22 protein-coding genes and 1 riboswitch are annotated in these 24,977 nt (G+C 73.6%); of the genes, 5 read left to right on the top strand and 17 right to left on the bottom strand.

All coding sequences use genetic code 11. From position 1 onward, the window contains the following. From fxsA to ACL02U_RS12170, 4 genes are all read right to left on the bottom strand, one after another. Positions 1 to 561 (bottom strand): FxsA family membrane protein (gene fxsA / locus ACL02U_RS12155; protein WP_412790757.1); only part of this gene is annotated, 561 nt, incomplete at its 3' end. 160 nt (positions 562 to 721) lie between these two features. Beyond that, a complete protein-coding gene (locus tag ACL02U_RS12160) occupies positions 722 to 1,600 on the bottom strand; it encodes a polyprenol monophosphomannose synthase (RefSeq protein ID WP_412790758.1) in 879 nt (292 codons plus the stop codon). Positions 1,601 to 2,195: 595 nt separating this feature from the next. Further along, the gene (locus ACL02U_RS12165) at positions 2,196 to 3,812 is read right to left on the bottom strand and encodes an amidohydrolase (protein ID WP_412790759.1); all 1,617 of its coding nucleotides are present in this window, start codon (positions 3,810 to 3,812) and stop codon (positions 2,196 to 2,198) included. A 47-nt stretch (positions 3,813 to 3,859) separates the two neighbouring features. Beyond that, complete coding sequence (locus tag ACL02U_RS12170; RefSeq protein WP_412790760.1) at positions 3,860 to 4,300, bottom strand: Lrp/AsnC family transcriptional regulator; 441 nt, start codon at positions 4,298 to 4,300, stop codon at positions 3,860 to 3,862. Between the two features lie 264 nt (positions 4,301 to 4,564). On the opposite strand from ACL02U_RS12170, the gene ACL02U_RS12175 reads away from it, so the two are divergent. Continuing rightward, positions 4,565 to 4,999, top strand: a complete 435-nt coding sequence (locus ACL02U_RS12175) for a hypothetical protein (protein ID WP_412790761.1) — start codon at positions 4,565 to 4,567, stop codon at positions 4,997 to 4,999. Between the two features lie 487 nt (positions 5,000 to 5,486). Here the strand turns inward: ACL02U_RS12175 and ACL02U_RS12180 are convergent, their stop codons facing one another. Both ACL02U_RS12180 and ACL02U_RS12185 read right to left on the bottom strand, forming a co-directional pair. Beyond that, positions 5,487 to 6,146 (bottom strand): TetR/AcrR family transcriptional regulator, encoded by a 660-nt coding sequence (locus ACL02U_RS12180; RefSeq protein WP_412790762.1) that lies wholly within the window; start codon positions 6,144 to 6,146, stop codon positions 5,487 to 5,489. 405 nt (positions 6,147 to 6,551) lie between these two features. Beyond that, complete coding sequence (locus ACL02U_RS12185) at positions 6,552 to 7,916, bottom strand: peptidase C39 family protein (protein ID WP_412790763.1); 1,365 nt, start codon at positions 7,914 to 7,916, stop codon at positions 6,552 to 6,554. A gap of 285 nt (positions 7,917 to 8,201) precedes the next feature. Here ACL02U_RS12185 and ACL02U_RS12190 point away from each other — a divergent pair, with 285 nt between their 5' ends. Then, positions 8,202 to 8,840 (top strand): uridine kinase, encoded by a 639-nt coding sequence (locus ACL02U_RS12190; protein WP_412790855.1) that lies wholly within the window; start codon positions 8,202 to 8,204, stop codon positions 8,838 to 8,840. 428 nt (positions 8,841 to 9,268) lie between these two features. Beyond that, the gene (locus tag ACL02U_RS12195; RefSeq protein ID WP_412790856.1) at positions 9,269 to 11,143 is read left to right on the top strand and encodes an AAA family ATPase; all 1,875 of its coding nucleotides are present in this window, start codon (positions 9,269 to 9,271) and stop codon (positions 11,141 to 11,143) included. A gap of 26 nt (positions 11,144 to 11,169) precedes the next feature. Here ACL02U_RS12195 and ACL02U_RS12200 read toward each other — a convergent pair whose 3' ends face one another. The 9 genes from ACL02U_RS12200 to ACL02U_RS12240 form a co-directional block, all read right to left on the bottom strand. Beyond that, positions 11,170 to 12,255 (bottom strand): hemolysin family protein, encoded by a 1,086-nt coding sequence (locus tag ACL02U_RS12200; protein WP_412790764.1) that lies wholly within the window; start codon positions 12,253 to 12,255, stop codon positions 11,170 to 11,172. After that, complete coding sequence (locus ACL02U_RS12205) at positions 12,252 to 13,592, bottom strand: hemolysin family protein (RefSeq protein WP_412790765.1); 1,341 nt, start codon at positions 13,590 to 13,592, stop codon at positions 12,252 to 12,254. Before ACL02U_RS12205 ends, ACL02U_RS12200 begins: the two co-directional genes overlap by 4 nt. A 245-nt stretch (positions 13,593 to 13,837) precedes the next feature. Continuing rightward, positions 13,838 to 14,326 (bottom strand): PH domain-containing protein, encoded by a 489-nt coding sequence (locus ACL02U_RS12210; RefSeq protein ID WP_412790766.1) that lies wholly within the window; start codon positions 14,324 to 14,326, stop codon positions 13,838 to 13,840. Between the two features lie 13 nt (positions 14,327 to 14,339). Continuing rightward, the gene (hisG, locus tag ACL02U_RS12215; RefSeq protein WP_412790767.1) at positions 14,340 to 15,188 is read right to left on the bottom strand and encodes an ATP phosphoribosyltransferase; all 849 of its coding nucleotides are present in this window, start codon (positions 15,186 to 15,188) and stop codon (positions 14,340 to 14,342) included. A 68-nt stretch (positions 15,189 to 15,256) separates the two neighbouring features. Continuing rightward, positions 15,257 to 15,529, bottom strand: a complete 273-nt coding sequence (locus ACL02U_RS12220; RefSeq protein WP_412790768.1) for a phosphoribosyl-ATP diphosphatase — start codon at positions 15,527 to 15,529, stop codon at positions 15,257 to 15,259. 33 nt (positions 15,530 to 15,562) lie between these two features. Further along, positions 15,563 to 16,048 (bottom strand): 6,7-dimethyl-8-ribityllumazine synthase, encoded by a 486-nt coding sequence (gene ribH, locus ACL02U_RS12225; RefSeq protein ID WP_412790769.1) that lies wholly within the window; start codon positions 16,046 to 16,048, stop codon positions 15,563 to 15,565. 132 nt (positions 16,049 to 16,180) lie between these two features. Further along, a complete protein-coding gene (locus ACL02U_RS12230) occupies positions 16,181 to 17,527 on the bottom strand; it encodes a bifunctional 3,4-dihydroxy-2-butanone-4-phosphate synthase/GTP cyclohydrolase II (RefSeq protein ID WP_412790770.1) in 1,347 nt (448 codons plus the stop codon). Further along, positions 17,524 to 18,168, bottom strand: coding sequence for a nicotinamide mononucleotide transporter family protein (locus ACL02U_RS12235; RefSeq protein WP_412790771.1), 645 nt, complete (start codon positions 18,166 to 18,168; stop codon positions 17,524 to 17,526). Before ACL02U_RS12235 ends, ACL02U_RS12230 begins: the two co-directional genes overlap by 4 nt. Then, positions 18,165 to 18,770: a riboflavin synthase gene (locus tag ACL02U_RS12240; RefSeq protein WP_412790772.1), complete on the bottom strand. Its 606-nt coding sequence runs from the start codon at positions 18,768 to 18,770 to the stop codon at positions 18,165 to 18,167. The genes ACL02U_RS12235 and ACL02U_RS12240 overlap by 4 nt, the downstream gene beginning before the upstream one ends. Before the next feature lie 146 nt (positions 18,771 to 18,916). Continuing rightward, positions 18,917 to 19,047: riboswitch (FMN riboswitch) on the bottom strand. 218 nt (positions 19,048 to 19,265) lie between these two features. On the opposite strand from ACL02U_RS12240, the gene ACL02U_RS12245 reads away from it, so the two are divergent. Continuing rightward, complete coding sequence (locus tag ACL02U_RS12245) at positions 19,266 to 21,695, top strand: chitinase C-terminal domain-containing protein (protein WP_412790857.1); 2,430 nt, start codon at positions 19,266 to 19,268, stop codon at positions 21,693 to 21,695. Between the two features lie 233 nt (positions 21,696 to 21,928). Here the strand turns inward: ACL02U_RS12245 and ACL02U_RS12250 are convergent, their stop codons facing one another. Then, positions 21,929 to 23,113, bottom strand: coding sequence for an ROK family transcriptional regulator (locus ACL02U_RS12250; RefSeq protein WP_412790773.1), 1,185 nt, complete (start codon positions 23,111 to 23,113; stop codon positions 21,929 to 21,931). Positions 23,114 to 23,205: 92 nt separating this feature from the next. On the opposite strand from ACL02U_RS12250, the gene ACL02U_RS12255 reads away from it, so the two are divergent. Then, entirely contained in the window at positions 23,206 to 24,417 is a 1,212-nt protein-coding gene (locus ACL02U_RS12255) for an MFS transporter (protein ID WP_412790774.1), read from the top strand. Here the strand turns inward: ACL02U_RS12255 and ACL02U_RS12260 are convergent. After that, on the bottom strand, positions 24,377 to 24,835 hold the full coding sequence (locus ACL02U_RS12260) for an acyl-CoA thioesterase (RefSeq protein WP_412790775.1): 459 nt from the start codon (positions 24,833 to 24,835) through the stop codon (positions 24,377 to 24,379). The genes ACL02U_RS12255 and ACL02U_RS12260 overlap by 41 nt on opposite strands. Positions 24,836 to 24,977 lie beyond the last annotated feature (142 nt).

The following is a 24,977-nucleotide window of genomic DNA, read 5'->3' on the forward strand; positions in this document are numbered from 1 at the left end:
GCGCGGCTCCTGCGAGGTGCCGTCGGGCTCGTCCTCCCGGTTGCCGGACTCGTCCTCCCGGACGACCTCTCCCGGCACGACCTTGCCGTCGGGGCGGTGCATCCGCGCCTGCTGGAAGGCGTCGCCCAGGCCGCCCGGGGCCGCCGCGCGCAACCGGCGTTCGAAGCTGCGCTCGGCGAAACGGCTCAGGGCCCGCTGCACCGGCGGCACGAGCAGCAGCAGGCCGACCGCGTCCGAGAGCAGGCCGGGGAGCACCAGCAGCAGCCCGCCGAGCATCATCAGGCCGTTGCCGCCGCCTCCGGACGGGGAGCCGCCGGTCTGGAGCGCGGCGTTCAGGTTCCGGAAGGCGCGCCGCCCGGCCCGCTTGACGACCATCGAGCCGACCAGGAAACCGGCGAGCAGCAGCAGGAAGACCGTCAGGCCGCCCGCCGCACCGGCGACCACGGTCAGCAGCCAGATCTCCAGCACCAGCCAGGCGGCCACCCCCAGCGGCAGCAGCGTGCGCAGCCGGGAGCGCGGGGGCCGGTGGGTGCGGGGCGGGGTCGGAGCGCCTGTCGTCATGCCTCCAGTGTGCCCCGCTCCGACGCGGAGCGGGAAAGGGGGCGCGACGGCGTCGGCGCGGCCCCGGACGGCCCGGCGCCGCCGCCGGTGAGCCGCTGCGGCGGGTGCTCCGGTGCCGGTCGCCGCCGAAGGGCCGCGGCCGGCGCGGGGAGCCGCCGCCTCAGGTGCGGTCCTCCGCGGTACGGTCCCGGTCCTCCGCGGTAGGGTCCCGGTCCTCCGCGGTACGGTCCTCCGGCCGCGCGGCCGCGGTCGGCCGGCCCCGTCCCGTGATCTTCTGGACGCGCTCGCCCACACCCCAGGCGGTGACCCGCCACAGCGCCTCCACCAGGATGTCGCGGCTCATCTTGGAGTCGCCGTGCTCCCGCTCGACGAAGGTGATGGGCACCTCGACCACGTGGTACCCGGCCCTGACCGCGCGGCGGGCCAGGTCGACCTGGAAGCAGTAGCCCTGCGAGGCGACCTCCTGCAGACCCAGGCCCTCCAGGGTCTCGCGGCGGAAGGCCCGGTAGCCGCCGGTGATGTCGCGCAGCGGCAGGTCCAGCGCGAGGCGGGAGTAGAGGCTGCCGCCGCGGGAGATGAACTCGCGGGAGCGCGGCCAGTTCACCACCCGGCCGCCGGGCACCCAGCGGGAGCCCAGGACCAGGTCGGCGCCCTTGAGGGCGGTCAGCAGGCGCGGCAGTTCCTCCGGCTGGTGGGAACCGTCGGCGTCCATCTCGACCAGTACGCCGTACCCGTGCTCCAGGCCCCAGCGGAAGCCCGCCAGGTACGCGGCGCCGAGGCCCTCCTTGCCCTTGCGGTGCAGTACGTGCACCTGCTCGTCGTCGGCGGCCAGTTCGTCCGCGAACTTGCCGGTGCCGTCCGGGCTGTTGTCGTCGGCCACCAGCACGTGCACCTCGGGCACCGCCGTGCGCACCCGGCCGACGACGGCCTTGATGTTCTCCGCCTCGTTGTAGGTCGGGATGATCACCAGGGCCGTGCCCAGCGGACCGAACTGCCTCCCCTGGGCCTTGGCCGCGAGGGTCCCGTCGCCGTCGTTCACTACTGCCCCTTCATCTCCATGCGCAGAGGACCACCATAGTGGCCGCGGCCTGCGATGACGTGACAGGACGTTCGTATGGTGGTGTCGATTCCACAAGAGCAGGGTAGGAGACCGCGTTTCGGGCCGCGTGCACGGCATGGTGGGAGGGGCGCGGTCGGTGCGTGCGAGGAGCCTCCCGCGGAGGAGGGAGGGCTTGCCGCCCCCGGTGGATGGGGGCCCGGCGCCCTTCGGGCCGGTCCGGGACCCGCTGGCTGCGGATCGGCCGGAAACCGTTGTCTACTGAGCGCTCGGGCCCCACCCCGGTCACACCTTGCCGACCGGACGGGATCGCCCCCCGCCGGCGCGGACGCTGAGCCTGGTTCCCGGTGCCGGTGCCCGGCGTGCGTGGGACACCGCCCTGACCCAGCGGCGCCGCGGCGGGTACCCGGACGCTCCCCGGTCGGCCGTCCGGTGGTGGACTCCGCAGAACCTACCGGCCCCGGACCGTTTCCTGTCAACAGCCGGCCGGCCTGCGCTTTCGTGGTGAATACCCTGGTCAGCGGGGAGGATGCGCAGGTCGCGCGGCAGCCCGGCGCGGCGCCCGGGACGGCGCAGATCACTCGCCCGGCCGTACGAACACCTCCCGCCCGCCCACCACGGTGCGCAGGCACACGGGCAGCTCGCGGCCGGGGGTGAGATCGGGCAGGCCCGGGGTGCCGGAACGCGGGTCGGTGGACCAGCGGGCGACCCGGTCGTCGGGGGCCTGCACCACGAGGTCCCCGGTGCGCCATACCGCGTAGTCCGCGGGAGCGCCCGGCACCAGGGCACCCGCGTCGTCCCGTCCGATCGCCCGCCATCCGCCGCGGGTGTGGGCGGTGAACGCGGCGCGCACCGAGACGCGGTGCTCCGGGGTGCGGTGGAAGGCCGCGGCGCGCACGGTGCCCCACGGGTCCAGCGGTGTGACCGGGCTGTCCGAGCCCAGGGCGAGCGGCACGCCGGCACGCAGCAGGGCCGCGAAGGGGTTGAGCGTCCGGGCGCGCCCGGGTCCGAGCCGCTGGGCGTACATGCCGTCCTCGCCGCCCCAGAGGGCGTCGAAGGCGGGCTGCACGGAGGCGGTGAGACCGAGGTCGGCGAAGGCCGCCACGGCCTGAGGGGTGAGCATCTCGGCGTGTTCGACGCGGTGCCGGGCGGCCCGGACGCGCGCCGGACCGGCCTTCTCCGCGGCGGCCCGCACCCCTTCGACGACGGCTCCGACGGCGGCGTCGCCGATGGCGTGGAAGCCCGCCTGGAGGCCGGCCTCCGTACAGGCGAGGACATGGGCGGCGATCGCGTCCGCGTCCAGGTAGGCGGTACCGGTGTGGTCGGCGTCCGCGTACGGCCGGTGCAGGCAGGCGGTGTGCGAGCCGAGGGCGCCGTCCACGAACAGGTCCCCGGCGGCACCGGCGGCGCCCAGCCGGCGGGCCTTGTCGACGTCCCGTTCGGCCCAGTAGCCGACGACGCGCGGCGCGGGTTCCTCGGCGGCGAGCCGGAGCAGGCCGGTGAAGTCGTCCTCGGAGGAGATCTCCGGGCCGCCGCACTCGTGGACGGAGCCGATACCGAGGGACGCCGCGTGCGCCAGGGCGGCGCGCTGGGCCTCGGCGCGCTGCTCCGGAGTCACGGCGGCGAAGGCGGCGGCACGCACCGCGTGGTGCGCACCCGCGGTGAGCGGCCCGTCCACGGTGAAGCCGTCGGCCGCGCCCGCCCGCTTCGCCTCCTCCAGCAGGGCGCTGGTCACCACCGCCGAGTGGACGTCGATCCGGGACAGGTACAGCGGGCGCCCGCCGGTGGCCTCGTCCAGTTCGGCGCGGGTCGGCGGCCGGCCGCCCGGCCAGCGGGAGGCGTCCCAGCCGTGGCCGAGCAGCACCCGGTCGCGCGGGCGGGCGGCGGCGAAGTCCCGGACGAGCGCGAGGGCCGCCTCCCGGGTGGGGGCGGCGGACAGGTCGAGGCCGGTGAGGGCGAGACCGGTGGCCGTGGTGTGCACGTGCGCGTCGGTGAACGCCGGGGTGACGAGCGCACCCTCCAGGTCGACCACCTCGTCGACGCCGTCCGCGAAGGCGTCGGCCGCGCCCTCGGAGCCGACCCAGGCGACCTGGCCGCGTTCCACGACCATGGCGGTGGCGAAGGGATCGGCGGGGCTGTGCACCTCCCCGCGGCGGAGCAGGGTGGTCTTCGGCGGGGCGGTGCGCTCACTCATGCAGGACAGTGTCCCGCCCCGCGGTCGGCCTCCGGCACGCAGGTCGGTCAGATCCTGGGCGGCCGGGCCTCGTACGGTGTCGACAGCACCACCGTCGTCCGCGTCGACACACCGGCCAGTGACCGCACCCGGGCCAGCAGTTCCTCGAGCTCGTGCGGGGTCGCGACACGCACCTTCAGGATGTAGTTCTCGTCGCCCGCGACGCTGTGGCAGGCCTCCAGCTCGGGGACGTCCGCCAGCCGCTCGGCGATGTCGTCGGGGGCGCTGGGGTCGAACGGCTTCACCGAGATGAAGGCGGTCATCGGCAGTCCGACGGCCTCGGGGTCGACGACCGCGGCGTAGCCGCGGATCACGCCGCGCTGCTCCAGCCGGCGCACCCGCTGGTGCACTGCCGACGTGGACAGGCCGGTGGCCCTGCCCAGGTCGGTGTAGCTCATCCGCCCGTCCCTGACGAGCAGCTGCACGATCTGACGGTCGAGCTCCTCCATGGCGGTAGAACCTACAGGGCGGCCGATCCGCTCGTATACCTATGCAGCGCAGGTCATAGCCGGTTCGTGATGTGGTCGGCCACCACCCGGGGCCGCGGCGGCCCGATCACCGGGCCCGGCATCCGCGTTCGGCATGTGACGAACGCCACACGACCCCGGCCACCTCCGTGATGGTCTCGTGATTACCGCGCGGACGCGACGGGAAGTGCTTGCTGTGGTCGAGGCCGCAGCGCCTTCACGGCCCAGCCCGAGGGGGAGAGTCCCATGCAGAGTGTCAGGCACCCTGGTCGCACCGCGTCCAAGCGAAAGCAGACGGCCGTCGAGCCCGAGCCGGAGGGCGTCGAACCCGACTCCTTCGACGAGGAAACCGACACGTACGAGACCTTCGAGATGTACCGGGTGACGTGCCCGGACTGCGCGCAGCCCATCGCCCTGCTCGCCGAGGAGGAGATCCTCCCGGAGCACGCGCTGTGCGCCTCGCCGTGGAATCCGTTCGGACTCACGGTGTGCGCCGGGACGGGCCGCGCGGCGACCGAGGCCCGCCCCGCCGACGAGAACTTCCGGCCCCAGGAGCAGGACGCCGCCCTGCTGTTGACGCTCCCCCAGGGGCTGGACTGGCGGATGCAGCCCTTCTCGCACGCGGGCGGGCCGGGTTCGCGCCCGATGCGGGTGCCGGAGATGCGCGGCCAGGCCGCCTGACGGTTCGCCGGCCGACGCACCCGGGGCGGCACCGGAGCCGGACGTCCCGAACTCACGCCCGACGCGACGAGGCGGTGACCTGCCCTGCCCGCCGGCCGTTTGCCCGGTATGAACCCGACGCATCCGACGGCCGGACGGCGGCGCCTGTTCGTCCCGGCTGCCGCTGAATCGGTTCCGCCGGCCCCTCCGCAGCTCCAGGACCCGCCCATCTACCGGGAGTTGCTGCTCACCTGGGCCGACGGCGGTCGCACCCTGCCCGGCCGTGACGACCCGGAGTGGACCCGGCTGACGGCTCCCACCGTGCATCCGGGGCAGTTCGGCGGGGCGCGGGGGCAACGGAGGCCGAGGTGGTGAGTCCGGCCGCCCGTCTCCCCGCGCCTCCCGGGGTCGCCGGGCGGCCGCACACCGCTTCCCCGTCCTCGCCGGTCGACGAAGGGGCCGCCGCCGCTGCGGACGGGACCGCGCGTTCCCGGCAGGGGGCGAGCCGTCAGTCGCGGCGGGCGGGCGCGGGGGCCGGGTAGGCGGGATCCAGCTCCTCGATGGCGCGCATCGCTCCGCCCAGCGTCCTCACCAGCAACTCGCGCATGGTGTCGCGGGACAGGCCGGGCCGGTCGATCCAGTCGAGAGCGGCCCCCTCGACGCTGCACACCCAGGCGAGCAACCCCATCCGGACCAGCGGCGCGACGTCGGGACGGCCGTACGCGCCCTCGGCAACGGTCGCGACGATCGCCTCCCGCACCGAGTCCCGGATGGCGTGCACCTCGGCGTCGAAACCGACGCCCCCGCTGACGATCGTGCGGTAGGCCGCCTGGTTGTGCTCGGCGTAGCGCAGGTAGCTGTCGACCGTGCGGTGCACCCGGTCCACCGCGGGCAGTTCGAGACCGCTCGCGGCGAGCGTGACGAGGTCGGCGACGGAGTCCTGGACGATGGCCAGGTAGTAGCCGCGCTTGGACCGGAAGTAGTAGTAGATCAGCCCCTTGGCCACCCGGGCCTGCCGCGCGATGTCGTCCATGGAGAGGGCGTCGTAGGAGGTGTCGGCGAACAGTCTCCGCCCGATCGCGAGGAGTTCGGCGCGGCGGGCCAGCGAACGTTCGGTGCTGCGGGCCCGGGGGCGTGCGGCGGCACCGTGCTGAGGGCTGAGGTTCAAGGTCGACCCTGGGTTCCGGCGGGCGGCGGGACAACCGCAGTATGGCAGGTGGCGCCGGACCGTTGCCCGGCCCGGTATCGCAGGGGCTTGGACCGGTCGGCGCGCGGTGCGGCGGTGCGGCGCACCGGAACCCGCCCGTGCGGGGTGCGCCGGACGGGTCCGTGCCGGCCGGCGGCGGCGCGCCGGGAGCCGCGGCGGCACGGAAACGGCCTGCCGCGACTCCCCGTCGGATCAGCCCGAGCCGTGTCGCCGGCATCGCGATCACCGCGGCGGGGGTCCGAGCCGCGACGTGCTCCAGGCTCCTGGGGCCGTCGTGCCGGGAGCGCTCGGTACGGGTGCGTCACGCGGTGGGCGGCCCACCGCGGTACGGGCGCTTCCCGCGGTGGGCGGCGGACGGCGGGCGGTTCAGCGGACGCCCACCCGGGCGAGCGCCTTGCGCTGGCGGGGTGTCGGGCGCGCCGGAAAGTACAGGTAGCACACGCCGCCGGTGCCGGAGGCGACCCTGCCGGTGGCGGTGTGGCGCTTGGTCCGCAACCAGATGGTCTCGAACTCGCGCCGCCGGTACACCCGTCGCACCGCCTCGTCGCTCGGCGAGGCCGGGTCGTTGGCGATCACGTCGCCCTCGGCGCTGAATCCGGTCACCGTCATCAGGTGGCCCGAGGTGCCGTAGCCGGCGCCGGTCAGTTCCTCCTTCAGGAAGGACTGCGAGGTGATGGCGGGGATCCCGGCCGCGATCAGCGTCTCCAGGTCGGTGAGCGAGGCGAGCCGGGTGACCACGCCCTGCAGGTCCTGGTAGGTGGCGGCGTAGGCGGCGTTGAACGGCCAGTTGCCGCAGCCGCCGTACTGGTAGTCGTAGGTCGCCCGGGCCGCCTGGCACACCTGCGGGTCGGTGTAGCCGGGATCCACCCAGGAGAGCTGCTCGTCGGTGGGGCGCCCGCCCCAGTACTCGACGATCATCTGCGAGGAGGTGGGACTGCACCAGGCCTCGCCGCCGTTGTCGTACTGCGGGTACTGACCGGCGTGGATCTCCTGCGAGTAGCGCGGGACGATCAGCTCCTGCGCCAGGCCGGGGACGGAGGCCGGGACGGTGAAGCGGTCGGGGACGTCGGAGGCCATCGCACCGATCCGCCACACCGTCGGGGTGATCCTCTCCCCCGGACGGCGGTACAGGGTCAGCCGCAGCCGGTAGCAGGCCAGCCGCAGCCCGGAGGCCGCGTCGTCGATGGAGAAGGTGTCCGTCCAGATGCTGCTCCGGCCGTCGGTCTGACCGTCGACGGAGGTGCGTCTGATGTCGGCGTCGCCCGCCGCCCATCGCCCCATGACGTACCAGGGCGTCTCCGTGCCGTCCGGGTAGGTGCCGCGCAGTTCGACCTGGAGCCAGGTTCCGGCCGGGGTGTCCGCGTTCCAGGAGGCGATCACCTCGGTGGCGGGCACGGGCAGCCGGTGCACGGGAGACGTCCAGGTGGCGTACTCCCAGGTGGCGCGGGCGCCGGTGTGCGGGTCCAGGTAGTCGGTGGTGCCGGCCGGCGCGCCGATGACCAGGCCGGGGCGGGCACCCGCCACCGCGCGGGTGCCCGCGGCCGCACCGCTGCGCCAGTCGGCGTAGGTCGTCCAGGACCGGTAGTCGACCGGGCGGTCCGGGACCGGTCCGGGTCGCGGACGGGCGGCCGGGCCGTCGGCCGCGGCCTGGCTCGCACCGCCCACCACCGCGGCGGCGGCGACCGCAGCGGTCAGAACGGTTCTGCGGGTCGGCTGTTCGGCTCTGCTCATGGGCGGAAAACCCCCAGGTGTCCGAGTCGGGGCGGGTCAGATGCGGGTTTGTGGGCCAACTATGGCCGCCCAGGCCCCGCCGTACCAGCACCAGGCCGCATACCGGGCCGACCAATATTGGTCTCGACCACTGTCGTGAACGGCGCGACCCGACCCCGCACGCCCGCCGGCCGGCGTCGTGACCGGCGCGACTCGACCCCGCACGCCCTCCGCCGGTCGGTCCGGCCGGGCGGCCGCGGGCCGTACACTCGGCGGAAACCACCCCCGTCGCACCCGGGAACGACCATCCAGCAGCTCGCCGCCTTCCTGCGCCGGCTCCCCCCGTCCTGCGGGCCGGTCCGGCTGGTCGGCGTCGACGGGCACGCGGGCTCCGGCAAGTCGACGTTCGCCGACCGGCTCGCACGCGCGCTCGGCGACGCCCCGGTGCTGCACCTCGACGACGTCGCCAGCCACGACGCGATGTTCGACTGGACCGACCGGCTCCTGGGACAGGTGATCGGGCCGCTCTCCCGCGGCGCCACCGCCCGGTACACCCCCTACGACTGGCACGCCCGCCGCTTCGGGGCGCCGCGCCCGCTGCACCCGGCCCCGGTGGTCCTCGTCGAGGGGGTCGGCGCCGGCCGCCGCGCGCTGCGCCCGTACCTCGCGTGCCTGCTGTGGATGGATCTGCCGGAGGAGGAGTCCTGGGCACGCGGACGGGAGCGGGACGGAGCGGAGCTGGGGGAGTTCTGGGCCGGGTGGGTGCGCGCGGAACGACGCCACTTCGCCGACGACCCCTCCCTGCCCCACGCCGATCTGCTGGTCCGGCGGTCACCCGGCGGGGCGGAGGGATACCGGCTTCTTCCCGGGCCCGGGCGGACCCGGGGAGGAGCCGAACCGAACCGGAACATCACGCAGAGTGAGGACCCTGCGGCGCTGTGGTGAAATGGTGAAGGCGCTTGCGCGGGAACTTCCCGCGGTGCCCCAACTACGCTTGACCGTGGGCCCGTACAGGTCTTACGTTCTCAATGAGCGGCCGTCGAGGCCGCCCGTCGACGCGAAGCCCCCGGTTGTTCCCCCGTGATCGGGGGCTTCGTTCTGCCCAGGACCGGCCTCCCCGGGCGCTCAGCGCCCCCGGAAGATCACCCTCGGTCACCTCTCCGCCCCGGCGGGGCGGCTCCCACCTCCCCGAACGAACCGTGAAGCACCCTTCGGCGGGCGGTACCCCCGCGGGTACGATGCCCTGGTGCGACCTGCCCGCGGCAGCCGTTCGCATCTGGCAACTCCGTTCCGCCGCACAGCGGTTCGGCGAAGGCAGCCGGCGGGTCAAGGCCGGCCGGACCACCGACGGGGCACGGTTTGTGGGGGACGTGATGGACTTCGGCACCCAGGGCCCCGAGGCCCCGGCGGACCTCGCCTGGCTGCGGGGGGTGGACGCCTACACCATGGGCGCCTACCCGCAGGCGGAGGAGGAGTTCCGGGACGCCGTCCGGATCGATCCCGGGATGGCCGACGGCTGGCTCGGGCTCCACGCGCTGCGGGTCGACACGACGACCGCCCTGCTGCGGATGCACCGGCACCGGGACCGCTTCGGCGAACAGCGCGCCCGCCACCGGCGCACCCTCAACTCCTGGTACTGGCTCGGCTGGTGGGTGCAGCCGGTCCTGGAGAGCCCCCGCGACCTGCTGCTCGCGCACGCCTCGCACTGGCTCGACGGCCGGCACGTCCCGGAACTGGACCGGGCGCTCGCCGGACTGCCGCCCGTCGACACCGACCCGCAGGTCCGCTTCCTGCACGGCTGCCGCGCCTACCTCACCAAGGACTGGGAGCAGCTCGTCCGGCACACCGACTCCCTGGTCGACGACCCCATGCTCGGCATCGAGGCCGGACTCTTCGGCGGCATGGCACGGGTCCGGCTGGAGATGTACGGGCAGGCCGAGCCGCTGCTCGCGGCGGCGCTCATGCGCTGCCGCAGCGAGCAGCCGCAGCGCAAGGAGCTGCGCTACTGGCTGGCACGCGCCCACGAGGGCACCGGGCGCAGCGCGGCCGCGCTCCCCCTGTACCGGGCCGTGCACCGCGTGGACCCCGCCTTCATGGACACCGCGGCCCGACTCGCGGCCATCGCCGAGAGCGACGGCTACGACGACCACGCCGACCTCGCCGACCTCGCGGCGATCAGCCTGACCGGCTCGGGGCAGGACGTCGCGGACGGCCCCGACGTCCTCGACCCGCTGTTCGGCACCGAGGGGCGGGACCTGAGGCTGCCCGAGGCCGAGCCGAGCGCCGGTCCGCCGCGGGCGGCGGACGTCCCGGGGGCGCGGGAGAAGTGGGCGGCGCCGCCGTCGCCCGTGCCGCCCACCGGGCCGACCGACCCGGCGTTACTCGAGGAGGCGCTCGCCCAGCTCGAGCGCATGGTGGGCCTGGAACCGGTCAAACGGCAGGTCAAGGCGTTGTCGGCGCAGCTGAACATGGCCCGGATGCGCGCCGGTCAGGGGCTGCCGGTCCAACCGCCCAAACGGCACTTCGTCTTCTCCGGCCCCTCCGGCACCGGCAAGACGACGGTGGCCCGCATCCTCGGCCGGGTCTTCTACGCCCTCGGCCTGCTGGGCGGCGACCACCTGGTGGAGGCGCAGCGGGCCGACCTGGTCGGCGAGTACCTGGGGCAGACCGCCGTGAAGGCCAACGAGCTGATCGACTCGGCGCTGGGCGGGGTCCTATTCGTCGACGAGGCGTACGCGCTGTCCAACTCGGGCTACGGCAAGGGCGACGCGTACGGCGACGAGGCGCTCCAGGTGCTGCTGAAGCGGGCCGAGGACAACCGCGACCACCTGGTGGTGATCCTCGCCGGCTACCCGGAGGGCATGGACCGCCTGCTGGCCGCGAACCCGGGTCTGTCCTCCCGCTTCACCAGCCGTGTCGACTTCCCCTCGTACCGGCCCCTGGAACTCACCGAGATCGGCAAGGTGCTGGCCGCGGAGAACGGCGACCGGTGGGACGAGGAGGCGCTGGACGAGTTGCGTTCCGTCGCCGGGCACGTGGTCGACCAGGACTGGATCGACGAGCTGGGCAACGGCCGGTTCCTGCGGACGCTGTACGAGAAGAGCTGCGCGTACCGGGACCTGCGCCTGTCGGGGTATCCCGGGGCGCTGTCGCGGGACGATCTGGCGACGCTGCGGCTGCCGGACCTGATGCAGGCGTACGGGGAGGTGCTGTCGGGCAGGGGGCCGCAGGATCCGCCGGCGCTGTGACGGCTCGCCGCGGCCCCCCGCCGGGGTCAGCCGGCGAGCACGCCCTCCGGTTCCCCGCTCAACGGGGACTCCGTGACCGGCACCGCGGGCGTCTCGCGATGGGCCGGGTCCCGGACCTCGCCCACCAGGAGTTCCAGCACGTCCTCCAGCGCGACCAGGCCCAGTGTCCGGCCGGAGGCGTCCGCCACCTGGGCCAGATGGGTGGCGGCCCGGCGCATGACGCTCAGTGCGTCGTCGAGGGGCAGTTCGGCGTGCAGGGTGGTCATCGGGCGCCAGATCCGCTGCGGCACGGCTCGGTCGGACTCCTCCAGGTCGAGGACGTCCTTCACGTGCAGGTAGCCCATGAAGGCGCCGCTCTCCGCGGCGACCGGGAAACGCGAGTAGCCGGTGCGGGCGGTGAGGTCGACGATCTGTCCCGGGGTCACCGACGGAGGCACGGTCACCAGCGCCTCGTGGCGCAGCAGGACGTCCGTCACCGGGTGGGAGCCCAGTTCCAGCGCGTCCTCCAGGCGCTCCTGCTCCTCCGGATCGAGCAGGCCGGCCTGGCCGGAGTCCTCCACCAGCCGGTTGAGCTGCTCGCTGGTGAACACGGCCTCCACCTCGTCCTTGGGCTCCACCCGGAACAGCCGCAGGATGCCCTGGGCGGTCGCGCCGAGCGCCACGGTGATCGGCCGGCAGAGCCGGGCGAAGGCGACCAGTCCGGGGCTGAGCCACAGGGCGGCCTTCTCCGGGGCGGCCATGGCCATGTTCTTCGGGACCATCTCCCCGATGACCAGGTGGAAGAAGACCACGGCCGCGAGGGCGATGACATAGCCCAGCGGATGAACCACCCCGGGCGGCAGCCGCAGCAACGCGAAGACCGGTTCCAGCAGGTGGGCCACCGTCGGTTCGGCGACCGCGCCCAGGGTCAGCGAGCAGACGGTGATGCCGAACTGGGCCGCCGCCATCATCTGCGGCAGCCGCTCCAGGCCATGGAGCACCTGGCGTGCGCGGGCCGTGCCGAGGGGTTCGATCTGGCTGCGGCGGACGGAGACGAGCGCGAACTCGGCGCCGACGAAGAAGCCGTTGGCGAGGACGAGCAGCACGGCGAACAGGAGTTGCAGCACGCTCATCGGGCGGCCTCCAGGACGTTCGCCGCGGGCGCGGTCCGCACCAGCCGCACCTGCTCGGCACGGTTGTGGCCGACCCGGCGCACGGACAGCCGCCAGCCGGGCAGCTCCGCCCGGTCGCCGGGGACCGGGATGCGGCCGAGCAGGTCGGCGACGAGCCCGGCGACGGTCTCGTACGGGCCGTCGGGCACGTCGAGGCCTATCCGCCGCAGGACGTGCACCCGGCAGCTCCCGTCCACGTCCCAGGCGGGCCTGCCGTCCTCCGGCGGGGCGGCGGCCAGCTCGGGCAGGGCGTCCACGACGTCGTCGTGCTCGTCGCGGACCTCGCCGACGATCTCCTCGACGATGTCCTCCAGGGTGACCACGCCCGCCGTGCCGCCGTACTCGTCGACGACGACGGCAATGGGCTGCTCGCTGCGCAGGCGCGCCAGCAGGGGCCGCACCGGCAGCGTCTCGGGGACGAGCAGCGCGGGGCGGGCGAGGCGGCCGACGGGGGTGCGCAGGCGTTCGTGCACCGGGATCGCCAGCGCGTCCTTGAGGTGGACCATGCCGACGATCTCGTCGATCTTCTCGCGGTAGACGGGGAAGCGGGACAGGCCCGTGGCCCGGGTCAGGTTGACCACGTCCTCCGCGGTCGCCGACGACTGGAGTGCGCTGACCTTCACCCGGGGGGTCATGACGTGCTGCGCGGTGAGGTCGCCCAGGGACAGGGTGCGGACGAACAGGTCGGCGGTGTCCTGCTCCAGCGCGCCGGCCCGGGCGGAGTGCCGGGCCAGGGAGACCAGCTCGCCGGGGGTGCGGGCGGAGGCCAGTTCCTCGGCGGGTTCCACGCCGAGCGCGCGCACCAGCCGGTTGGCGACGGTGTTGAGCGCCGCGATCACCGGGCGGAACAGGCGGGAGAAGAGGCGCTGCGGGCCGGCCACGAAGCGGGCGACCTGCAGCGGGCGGGAGACCGCCCAGTTCTTGGGCACGAGTTCGCCGATCACCATCTGCGCGGCGCTGGCCAGCAGCATGCCGACGACCACGGCGAGTCCGCGGACGGCGCCGTCCGGGACGCCGATCGCGGTGAAGGGGCCGTGCAGCAGCTCGGCGAGCGCCGGTTCGGCGAGCATGCCGACGACCAGGGAGGTGATGGTGATGCCGAGCTGGGTGCCGGAGAGCTGGAAGGAGAGTTCCTTCACCGACTCGACGACCGTGCCGGCCCGTCGGTCGCCCTCGGCGGCGGCCCGCTCGGCGTCGGCGCGCTCGACGGTCACCAGGCCGAACTCGGCGGCCACGAAGAAGCCGTTGGCCAGGATCAGCAGGAACGCGGCTGCCAGGAGCAGCAGGGGGATGCTCATGATGCCGCCGCCCGGGCCTCGGCGCGGTCCGCGAAGCGGCGGTCCGCGCTATGTCGGCAGGGGGCGGCGCAGGTACTGCAGGACGATCCGTCCATCGCCGGAGGGAGTCACTCCTCGGGTAGCAGGAGCCCCCGGGCGCCGGGCGGCACGCAGGGGCGGAGGCGCGGTGGGCGCGCCTCCGCTCTCCAGATTAATCAAGACATGGGCTGTCGCGTCAGGGCCGGCGGCCCCGAGTCCGTACCCGATCAGCTCTCGGGGTGTTTCCGGGGGGTGCGGTCGCCGCCGTCGGGGCGGGCGGTGGAGCGGGCCTCCACCAGCGCCGTCAGGGCCCGTGCGTCGGCGACGGCGCGCCGCCTGTCGATACCCGGCTGGATTCCGACCGCCGGCAGGCTCGTCCCGTCGCTGAGGTTGAGGTAGACCCATGGGTCGCCGGCGCGCAGGTTGACCTGGACGATCTCCGCCCACTCCAGCTGCCGGACGCCGGCGAAGTTGACTACGGTCACCCCTGACTCCTCGGCGACGACCTTGGGCCGGGAGAGCCGTACCAGGATGCCGCAGAGCAGCACCCCGGTCAGGGCGAAGCTGAGCTTCTCCCCCGGCCCGAGCTGGTCCAGCAGCACCGCGACGGCGCACAGCGCCAGGAGCACCGCGACGCCCGCGGCGAGCAGGACGACGCGGGTGCGGGCGGGCCGGAAGGTCACCGGCAGAGGGGGCGGGGAGGTCGGGTCCGACATGGCGTGTTCCGGATCAGAGGCGGCAGGCGTGGATGGCCGTGGTGAGGATCGCCCGCGCGCCGATGGCGTACAGGTCGTCCATGATGCGCTGGGCCTCCTTGGCCGGGACCATGGCGCGCACGGCCACCCAGCCCTCGTTGTGCAGCGGGGAGACGGTCGGGGACTCCAGGCCGGGGGTGAGGGCGACGGCCTTCTCGAGCTGCTCGACGCGGCAGTCGTAGTCCATCATCACGTACGTCCGGGCGACCAGCACGCCCTGGAGGCGGCGCAGGAACTGCTGCACCTTGGGTTCCTCGGCGTCGGCGCCGACCCGGCGGACGACCACTGCCTCCGAGGTCATGATCGGCTCGCCGATGATCTCCAGGCCGGCGTTGCGCAGCGAGGTGCCGGTCTCGACGACGTCCGCGATGACCTCGGCCACGCCCAGTTCGACGGCCGTCTCGACGGCGCCGTCGAGGTGGACGACGGAGGCGTCGACGCCCTGGTCGGCGAGGTGCTTGGCGACGATGCCCTCGTAGGAGGTGGCGACCGTCATGCCGGCCAGGTCCGCGACGCCGTGGGCGGTGCCCGGCTTGGTGGCGTAGCGGAAGGTGGAGCGGGCGAAGCCGAGGGGGAGGATCTCCTCGGCGCTGGCGCCGGAGTCGATCAGCAGGTCGCGGCCGGTGATGCCGATGTCGAGGCGGCCGGAGGAGACGTAGATGGCGATGTCGCGGGGGCGGAGGTAGAAGAACTCGACCTCGTTCTCCGGGTCGACGATCCGCAGTTCCTTCGACTCGCGGCGCTGCTGGTAGCCGGCCTCATGCAGCATCTCCGCCGCAGGGCCGGACAGGGAACCCTTGTTGGGGACGGCGATGCGCAGCATGAGGTCGGCTTCCTTCGCGTGGCGGGGCGGGTGTCTGGCGGGGGGCGGGTGTCACAGGCGGACGGGTGTCACAGGTGGGCGTAGACGTCGTCGAGCGAGATTCCGCGGGCGACCATCATCACCTGGAGGTGGTAGAGCAGTTGGGAGATCTCCTCGGCGGCCGCTTCCGTGCCCTCGTACTCGGCGGCCATCCAGACCTCGGCGGCCTCCTCGACGACCTTCTTGCCGATGGCATGGACGCCCTTGCCGACCAGTTCGGCGGTGCGGGAGGTGGCGGGGTCGCCGTGGGCGGCCTTGTGCTGGAGCTCGGTGAAGAGCTCCTCGAACGTCTTCTTGGACATGGTGGCGCCCACTCTACGCGGTCGGCCGTCCGCCTAGCGCCACGGTTCGGATACTGAACGGAGCGCGGCCGCGGTGGCGACGGCGGCGGTCACCGCCTCGTGCCCCTTGTCCTCGCCGGAGCCGGGCAGCCCGGCCCGGTCCACGGCCTGCTCCTCGGTGTCGCAGGTGAGCACGCCGAAGCCGACGGGGACCCCGGTGTCGACGGACACCCGGGTGAGGCCCTGGGTGACGCCCTGGCACACGTAGTCGAAATGCGGGGTGCCGCCGCGGATGACGACACCGAGGGCGACGACGGCGTCGTAGCCGCGGTCGGCGAGCGCCTTGGCGGCGACCGGGAGTTCCCAGCTCCCGGGCACCCGGATCAGGGTGGGTTCGTCGATGCCCAGTTCGTGCAGGGCGCGCAGCGCGCCGTCGACCAGGCCGTCCATCACCTTCTCGTGCCACTGCGCCGCGATGACGGCGACCCGCAGGTCACCCACATTGCGTACGGACAACTCCGGTGCGCCCTTGCCGCTCACGTGTCTCCTCGTTGCTGTGTCGTGCTCGGTCGTACAGGTCGTGCAGGTCTGCTGGTCGTGCAGGTCTGCTGGTCGTGCGGGTCGTGCAGGTCTGCCGGTCGTGCTCGGTGGTGCCGGTCGCCGGGCCGCGGGTCAGCGGGTGCCGCAGGCGGACACGGGTGCCGCGTCGTCCAGCCAGGGCAGGTCGTGGCCCATCCGGTCCCGCTTGGTGCGCAGGTAGCGCAGGTTGTGCTCGCCGGCGGTGACCGGCATCGGCTCCCGGGCGGTGACCCGCAGGCCGTGCCGCAGCAGCGCGTCGGTCTTCTCGGGGTTGTTCGTCATCAGGCGGACGCTGCGCACCCCGAGGTCGGCGAGGATCCGGGCGCCGGCGCCGTAGTCGCGGGCGTCGGCGGGCAGGCCGAGTTCCAGGTTGGCGTCCAGGGTGTCGCGGCCGCGCTCCTGGAGTTCGTAGGCGCGCAGTTTGGACAGCAGGCCGATGCCGCGGCCCTCGTGTCCGCGCAGGTAGACGACGACGCCGCGGCCGGCCTCGTGGATGCGTTCCAGGGCGGTGTCGAGCTGGGGGCCGCAGTCGCAGCGCCGGGAGCCGAAGACGTCCCCGGTGAGGCATTCGGAGTGCACGCGGACCAGCACGTCCTCGCCGTCGCCGAGCTCGCCGTGGACGAGGGCGACGTGCTCCACGCCGTCGGCGGCGGAGCGGTAGCCGTAGGCGGTGAAGGTGCCGTGCGCGGTCGGCAGGCGGACCTCCGCCTCGCGGTGGACGGTGGGCTCGGAGCTGCTGCGGTAGGCGATCAGGTCCTTGATGGAGATGATCGTCAGGCCGTGCTTGCGGGCGAAGGGGACCAGCTCGGGCAGGCGCAGCATGCGGCCGTCCTCGCCGGCGATCTCCACGATGGCTCCGGCCGGGCGCAGGCCGGCGAGGCGGGCGAGGTCGACGGCCGCCTCGGTGTGGCCGTCGCGTGCCAGGACTCCGCCGGGCCGGGCGCGCAGCGGGAAGACGTGGCCGGGGCGGACCAGGTCGGTGGGTGCGGCGATGCCGCTCGCCAGCAGCCGGAGGGTGGCGGCGCGGTCGGCGGCGGAGATGCCGGTGGTGACGCCGTGCGCGGCGGAGGCGTCGACGGAGACGGTGAACGCGGTCTTCATCGACTCGGTGTTGTCCTGGACCATCTGCGGGAGGGCGAGCCGGTCGAGTTCGCCGCCCTCCATGGGCGCGCAGATCAGGCCGCGGCACTCGCTCATCATGAAGGCGACGATCTCCTCGGTCACCTTCTCGGCGGCTACGACGAGGTCGCCCTCGTTCTCGCGGTCCTCGTCGTCGACGACCACGACCGGGCGTCCGGCGGCGATGTCGGCGACGGCCTGCTCGACCGGGTCGAGGGTGAGGGCTTCGTCGGCTTCGGTGCCGTAGCGGGCCGGCACCGTCGCGGAGGCGGGGGACGGCGCCCCGTCGGGGGCGGTGGTGAGTGAGGGGTGGGCGTTCATGCCGGCGCTCCTTCCAGGGCGGGCCGCGCGGTCCGGCGGGAGCGCAGCCACCAGTCGCGCATGCCCCACAGGACGAGCGCGCCGTAGACGACGTAGACGAAACCGGAGAAGGCGAAGCCGTTGGCGAAGTTCAGCGGCACGCCGACCAGGTCGACCAGCAGCCAGGCGAACCAGAACTCGACCATGCCACGCGCCTGGGCGTACATGGCGACGACGGTGCCGACGAAGATGTAGGCGTCCGGCCAGGGGTCCCAGGACAGGGACGGGTAGAGGGTGAACAGCCCGGCGACGGCGAGGGTGCCGGCGGCGGCCGCGCCCAGCAGCAGGAGCCGTTCGGTGCGGGTGGCGAAGCGTACGGCGACGTGGCCGTCGGCGGCCCGGTCGGCGCCGCTGCGCCACTGCCGCCAGCCGTAGACCGCGACGGCCATCACCACGACCTGCTTGCCGGCGCTGCCGGAGAGGTGCGCGGTGGCGAACGCGGCGAACAGGATCAGCCCGGAGAGGAACTGGACGGGCCAGCTCCACAGGGAGCGCCGCCAGCCGAGTGCCAGGGCGATCAGGCCGATCACGTTGCCGATCATGTCGGACCACTTGATGTGCTGCCCGAACAGGGTGAAGGCCTCGGAGTTGAGCCAGTTCACCTGTCGGCCCCCCGGTCCGCGGCGAGCAGGCGCTCGACGTACTTGGCGACGACGTCGACCTCGAGGTTGACCGGGTCGCCGGGCTGCTTCCGGCCCAGGGTGGTCAGCGCCAGGGTGGTGGGGATGAGGCTGACGGTGAAGTGGTCGGGGCCGGCGTCGACCACGGTGAGGCTGATGCCGTCGACGGTGATCGAGCCCTTCTCGACGACGTAGCGGGCGAGGCCGGCGGGGAGGGAGATCCTGACGATCTCCCAGTTCTCGGAGGGTTCGCGGTCCAGAACGGTGCCGGTGCCGTCGACGTGGCCCTGCACGATGTGCCCGCCGAGGCGGGCGCCGACGGCGGTGGGGCGTTCCAGGTTGACGCGGGAGCCGACGGCGAGCGCGCCGAGGCTGGAGCGGTCGAGGGTCTCGGCCATGACGTCGGCGGTGAACTCGTCGCCCTCGTGTTCCACGACGGTGAGGCAGACGCCGTTGACGGCGATGGAGTCGCCGTGCTTCGCCCCGTCGGTGACGAGGGGGCCGCGCAGCCTGAAACGGGAGGCGTCGCCGAGGTTCTCGACGCCGGTGACCTCGCCCAGCTCTTCGACGATTCCGGTGAACACTTCCCGGGTCCTCCTGCCTCTGTCGGGCACGGACTCCGGGGCCTGTCACATGACAGGAAGTACGAGCAGGGACACCGGGAGCGACGCCGGACCGGGCCGTCCCGCAGGGACGAGCCTCATCGGCGGCGCGCACGCATGCCCGCCCGCCGCGCACTGCCTCCCATCCGGACTTTCACCGTCGGTCCAGGAATTCCACCTGGTCAACCGGCCGCTGGAAGCGACCGGGTCGCGGACTGTAACCGCCGGTTCGGACTTTCACCGACCCCGGAGTGCGCTGCTTTAGCTACGGAACCAGTCTGCCACGACCGCTCCGACTCCATACGGGGGAACCGTGTGGGGTGGCTCACAGACGCCCGGTCCGCCGGCCGCGCCGGGGCGGCGCACATCCCAACTCGGGACCGGCCGCCGCCTCTTGAGATTGGTCCATACCTATTGACTCACTGGTCTAGTCCTCTCTAGGGTCTGCGCAACTTCCGTGGAGAGGATCCGACTGTGCTGTCCCCCTCGTCACCCCCAGGCCGCCCGCGCCGCCGGCCGAGACCCGCCCTGCTCGCCGCCGGTGCGGCCGTCGCGGGACTGCTGCTCGCCGGCCTGCCGGCGGCGGTGTCGCACGCCGCCGACCAGGAGTCCTGCCGCCCCGACGGGCTGTACGAGACCCCGGGCGTCGACGTCCCGTACTGCTCCGTCTACGACTCGGCGGGCCGGGAGAAGATGGGCCCCGACCACCAGCGCCGGGTGATCGGCTACTTCACCGGCTGGCGCACCGGCAAGGACGGCAAGCCCGCCTATCTGGCCTCCGACATCCCGTGGGACAAGGTCACCCACATCAACTACGCCTTCGCGCACGTCGACAGCGCCGACAGGATCTCCGTGGGCGCCGACGGCCCCACGAACGCCGCGACGGGCATGACCTGGCCCGGGGTGGCCGGGGCCGAGATGGACCCGGACCTCCCCTACAAGGGCCACTTCAACCTGCTCAACAAGTTCAAGAAGCAGCACCCGAACGTCAAGACGCTGATCTCGGTGGGCGGCTGGGCGGAGACCGGCGGCTACTTCGGCGACGACGGCACGCGGGTGGACTCGGGCGGCTTCTACTCCATGGCCACGAACGCCGACGGCTCGGTCAACCAGACCGGCATCGACACCTTCGCCGACTCCGCCGTCGACTTCATCCGCACCTACGGGTTCAACGGCGTCGACATCGACTACGAGTACCCGACCTCGATGAAGGACGCGGGCAACCCGCTCGACTGGTCGCTCGCCAACTCCCGCCGGGCCGGGCTGGTCAAGGGCTACGCCGCGCTGATGAGGACGCTGCGCCAGAGGCTGGACCGCGCGGGTGCCGCGGACGGCCGGCACTACCTGCTGTCGGTGGCGGCCCCCTCCTCCGGCTACCTGCTGCGCGGCATGGAGACCTTCCAGGTCCAGAAGTACCTGGACTACGTCAACATCATGTCCTACGACCTGCACGGCGCCTGGAACGAGTACGTGGGCCCGAACGCCTCGCTGTTCGACGACGGCAAGGACGCCGAACTCGCCGCCGCCGGCGTGTACTCGACCTCGCAGTACGGCGGCATCGGCTATCTCAACACGGACTGGGCCTACCACTACTTCCGCGGCTCGATGCCGGCCGGCCGGATCAACATCGGCCTGCCGTACTACACCCGCGGCTTCAAGAACGTCACCGGCGGCACGAACGGCCTGTGGGGCAAGGCGCCCTCCACCTCCTGCCCGGCCGGCTCCGGTCTGACCAAGTGCGGTGACGGCGCCGTCGGCATCGACAACCTCTGGCACGACCTGGACACCGACGGCAAGGAGGCGCCCGCGGGCTCGAACCCGATGTGGCACGCCAAGAACCTGGAGAAGGGCATCGTCGGGGACTACGTCACCCGGTACGGCTTCCCCGCGGACACCGAGCTCACCGGGACCTACGTCCGCGAGTACGACTCCACCCTGGTCGCCCCCTGGCTGTGGAACGCGCAGAAGAAGGTCTTCCTGTCCACCGAGGACGAGCAGTCGGTGGACGCGAAGGCCGACTACGTCGTGGACCACGGCATCGGCGGCACGATGGTCTGGGAACTGGCCGGCGACTACGCCTGGAACGCGGCCAAGGGCCAGTACGAGCCCGGCTCCACACTGACCACCGCGATGTACGAGAAGTTCAAGTCGGCCTCCCCCTACGGCGCGAAGCGGTCGACCGTCGACCTGCCGAGCCAGGCCCTGGACATCGACGTGGACTTCGGGCAGTTCCCGCTCGGCGACTCCAACTACCCGATCAGCCCCAAGCTGACCATCACCAACAACACGTCGGTGACACTGCCCGGCGGCACCGAGTTCCGGTTCGACTACGGAACCTCCGCTCCCGGCAACGCGAAGGACCAGTCCGGCTGGGGCACGACCGTGATCCGCAGCGACCACACCGGCGACAACGTGGGCGGGCTGAAGGGCGACTACCACCGCGTCTCGCTGAAACTGCCGAGCTGGCAGATGCTGGCCCCGGGGGCGTCGACGCAGGTGGACTTCGTGTACTACCTGCCGGTGTCCACGCCGTCGAACTGGACGGTGACGTTCGGCGGGCGGACGTACGCGCTGGCCGGCGACCTGACGCGGGGCACGACCGTGGTCGACCCGGGGCAGGCCACCCCCACCCCCACCCCGACGGCCACGTCCTCCGCCTCCCCCACCCCGACCTCCACGCCTTCGGGTTCCGCCACGCCGACCCCGACCGGCTCCGCCACTCCCACCGCCTCGCCCGGCCCGACCGGCAGCTGCACGGCCGCCGCCTGGGACTCGGCGGCGGTCTACACCGGCGGTGACACGGTCTCCCACCAGGGGCACACCTGGAAGGCCAAGTGGTGGACGACGGGCGAGGAGCCCGGCACCACCGGCGAGTGGGGCGTGTGGCAGGACCTCGGCGCCTGCTGAACCCCGGACCGGCCCGGCGGCGGTGACGACGGCCCTTGCCCGCCGCCGGGTCTCTCAACACCGCCCCCGGTGCGCCTGTCACCGGGGGCGGACGCATGCCGGGGGCCGCCGCCCGCCGGGGCGTGACGTGCGTCCGCCGGGGCGCGGGTCACGGGTGTGCGCCTCACGGGCGGGCACGTCGTCGGAGTGCCGGAACTGCTGCCCGCCGGGCCGGGAGGTCGTCCGGCGGACGCTCACCGGACGGTCGTGAACAGCTCCTCCTGGGCGCGGTCCCGGGCGGTCAGCAGGGCGCCGCGCAGCACGGCGGTGCCGCCCAGCGGACTCGGCCGGACCTCGGTGGGCAGCGGTGACATGCGGCGCAGACGGTCGCGCACCAGCTCGGCCAGCCGCTCCCCGCCGGCCTGTCCCACCTCGCCTCCCAGCACCACGCAGCCGGGGTCCAGGACGGCGACGACCGAGGCGGCGCCGACGGCCAGGCGGTCGGCGAGGGCGCCGAGGAAGCGGGCGGCTTCCGGGGAGTCGTCCGCGGCGGCCCGCCGGACCGGACCGGCGGCGGCCGGCTCGTGCGCGGCCGCCTCCCCCGCCACCCCGTACCCGGCGGCCAGTTCGGCGATCGCCGAGGATCCCGCCAGCGAGTGGAACCCGCCGTCGCAGCCGGTCGCCGACGGCAGCCCACCGGTGCCCGGCACCGGCAGGAAGCCGATCTCCCCGGTACCGCCCGAGGCGCCGCGGCGCAGCACCCCGTCCAGCACCACGGCCGCCCCGGTGCCGTGGCCCAGCCACAGCAGGACGAAGGTGTCGCGGTCCCGGGCGGCGCCGTCGCGCTGCTCGGCCAGGGCGGCGAGGTTGGTCTCGTTCTCGACGCTGAACCGGGCCTCGGGCATCCGCTGCTGCAGGGCGGCGACCAGGTTCCGGTGCCACTCGGGCAGCCCGGTGGTGTCCCGGAGCTCGCCGGTGGCCGGGTCGATCAGGCCGGGGGCGCCGATGCCGACGGTGTGCAGCGGGCCCGCGCCCGCCTCGCCGGCGACCCGTTCGACCAGGGAGACCGCCCGCTGCACGGCGTCCTCGGTTCCGGTGTCGCCGCCGACCGGTGCGACGGCACGGCCGAGCACCCGGCCCAGCAGGTCGGAGACGACGAGCGAGACGCTGTCGGTGCGGACGTCGAGGGCGGCCAGGTGGGCGCGGTCGGCGACGAGACCGTAAAGCCGGGCGTTGGGCCCGCGCCGCTGCTCGCCGGACTCGCCCACCATCGTGACCAGCCCCGAGGCCGTGAGGCGTTCCACGAGGTCCGCGACGGTGGGCCGGGAGAGTCCGGTGAGCTCTTTGAGCTGCCCGGCCGTCAAGGGGCCCTCCTGCTGGAGCAGTCGCAGGGCGAGCCGGTCGTTGAGGGCCCGGGCGGTGCGCGGGGAAGCGGGCATGCCCCGCATCTTAGCCGCTATCTATCAGGCAGGGTTCCTGATAGTTTGCTCGGCGCCCCCAGAGTCGACAGCGAAGCCGGAGGAACCGGAGCATGACTGACGTGGTCCTCGCACCGTCGGCCCTGCGACGCTCGCGCTACGCCGTGGCGGCGGTGTTCGCCGTGCACGGCGCCGTCGCCGGCTCGTTCGCGACCCGGGTGCCGTGGATCCAGGACCACGCCTCGCTCAGCGCCGGGCAGCTGGGGGTCGCACTGGCCTTCACCGCCCTCGGCGCGTCCTTCGCGATGCCGCTGGCCGGCCGGATCACACACCGTTTCGGCAGCCGTACGGCTCTGCGCGGGCTGATCGCCCTGTGGACCCTCTCCCTGGTCCTGCCCTCGCTCGCCGCGAACCTGCCCGCGCTGTGCCTGGCGCTGTTCGCCTACGGCGCCACCTCGGGCATGTCGGACGTGGCCATGAACGCCCTCGGCGTCGAGGTGGAACACCGCCTGGGCAGGTCGGTGATGTCGGGCCTGCACGGCATGTGGAGCACGGGCGCGCTGACCGGCTCGGCCGCCGGCACCCTCGCCGCACACCTGGGCGCGGACGCCCGCCTGCACTTCGCGCTGGCCGCGGGATGCCTGACCCTGCTGGGCATCACGGCCTGCCGCTGGGTCCTGGACCTGAAGCCCGCCGAGGACGAGGATCCGCCGCCGCGGTTCGCGCTGCCGCCGAGGTCGGCGGTGCTGATCGGCGCGGTCGGCTTCTGCGGGGTGTTCGCGGAGGGCGCCAGCCTGGACTGGTCCGCGGTCTACCTGCGGGACCGGCTCCAGTCGTCGGCGGGGCTCGCCGCGGCGTGCACGACCGGCTTCATGCTGACCATGGCGGTCGCCCGGATCGCCGGCGACGCGATGGTGAACCGCTACGGGGCGGTGCGCACCGTGCGCCTGGGCGGCCTGCTGGCCGCCGCGGGCGGGCTGCTCGTCGTCCTGGCCGGGCACCCCGCGGTGGCGATGGCGGGCTTCGCGGCGATGGGACTGGGCATCGCGGTCGTCGTACCGCTGTGCTTCGCCGCCGCGGGCCGCAGCGGGCCCCGGCCGAGCCAGGCCATCGCGGGCGTCGCGACCATCACGTACACCTCCGGGCTGATCGCGCCGAGCCTGATCGGCGGGGTGGCCCAGGCGACCAGCCTCACGGTGTCCTTCTGCCTGGTCACGGTCCTGGCGGCCGGGCTCGCCGGACTCGCCGGAGTACTCCGTGCGGGTGACCGCGACCGGTCGGCGGTCAGCTCGCCGAGCGCAGCAGTTCCCGACCCGCGGCCCTGAAGACCTCGCTCCACGGCGCCGGGCGCAGGGTCGCGGCGTCGAGGCGGACCAGGACCCGGGTGCCGTGCGCGTAGGTCACCGCTCCGTCGGCCGAGCAGAAGCGGAAGCCGTAGGTCAGGCCGGTCGTGCCGAGGCGCTCCAGCCAGAGGTGCACCGCGTACCGGCCCGGGCTGGTCACCGGCGCCTCGTAGCTGATCCGGAGTTCCTTGACGGCGTTGCAGGCGTCGCCGGCGGCGGCCCAGTCCCCCTCGAAGCGGAAGCCGTGGTCCTGCCACAGTTCGGCCCAGGCGCGCTCGGCCATCAGCGGGTAGCGGGCGTTGTGCAGCAGGCCGAGTGCGTCCAGGTCGTCGAAGTGGACGGTGACGGGGATCAGCCGGCCGTACGCCAGGGCGGGTGCGGTCGGGGCTTGGGCGGTCACGGGTGGTGCTCCTGTGGTTCGGGGTGCGGAACTCCCATACTAAGCGGACGCTCACCCCTTGCTCGCCGCGGGGACCGCGACCCGCACCCCGGATGCCGGCGCCCCGGTCCGCTCCGGCGCGCAGGGCGGACCGCGCCTCCCC

It is taken from the genome of Streptomyces sp. MS06 (assembly GCF_047200655.1).
Classification (GTDB): domain Bacteria; phylum Actinomycetota; class Actinomycetes; order Streptomycetales; family Streptomycetaceae; genus Streptomyces.

Coding starts and splice junctions, on each gene's coding strand:
- ACL02U_RS12165 (WP_412790759.1), bottom strand. CDS start 3,812: ATGAGTGAGCGCACCGCCCCGCCGAAGACCACCCTGCTCCGCCGCGGG.
- ACL02U_RS12170 (WP_412790760.1), bottom strand. CDS start 4,300: ATGGAGGAGCTCGACCGTCAGATCGTGCAGCTGCTCGTCAGGGACGGG.
- ACL02U_RS12175 (WP_412790761.1), top strand. CDS start 4,565: ATGCAGAGTGTCAGGCACCCTGGTCGCACCGCGTCCAAGCGAAAGCAG.
- ACL02U_RS12185 (WP_412790763.1), bottom strand. CDS start 7,916: ATGAGCAGAGCCGAACAGCCGACCCGCAGAACCGTTCTGACCGCTGCG.
- ACL02U_RS12195 (WP_412790856.1), top strand. CDS start 9,269: ATGGACTTCGGCACCCAGGGCCCCGAGGCCCCGGCGGACCTCGCCTGG.
- ACL02U_RS12200 (WP_412790764.1), bottom strand. CDS start 12,255: ATGAGCGTGCTGCAACTCCTGTTCGCCGTGCTGCTCGTCCTCGCCAAC.
- ACL02U_RS12205 (WP_412790765.1), bottom strand. CDS start 13,592: ATGAGCATCCCCCTGCTGCTCCTGGCAGCCGCGTTCCTGCTGATCCTG.
- ACL02U_RS12210 (WP_412790766.1), bottom strand. CDS start 14,326: ATGTCGGACCCGACCTCCCCGCCCCCTCTGCCGGTGACCTTCCGGCCC.
- hisG (WP_412790767.1), bottom strand. CDS start 15,188: ATGCTGCGCATCGCCGTCCCCAACAAGGGTTCCCTGTCCGGCCCTGCG.
- ACL02U_RS12220 (WP_412790768.1), bottom strand. CDS start 15,529: ATGTCCAAGAAGACGTTCGAGGAGCTCTTCACCGAGCTCCAGCACAAG.
- ACL02U_RS12230 (WP_412790770.1), bottom strand. CDS start 17,527: ATGAACGCCCACCCCTCACTCACCACCGCCCCCGACGGGGCGCCGTCC.
- ACL02U_RS12250 (WP_412790773.1), bottom strand. CDS start 23,113: ATGCCCGCTTCCCCGCGCACCGCCCGGGCCCTCAACGACCGGCTCGCC.
- ACL02U_RS12255 (WP_412790774.1), top strand. CDS start 23,206: ATGACTGACGTGGTCCTCGCACCGTCGGCCCTGCGACGCTCGCGCTAC.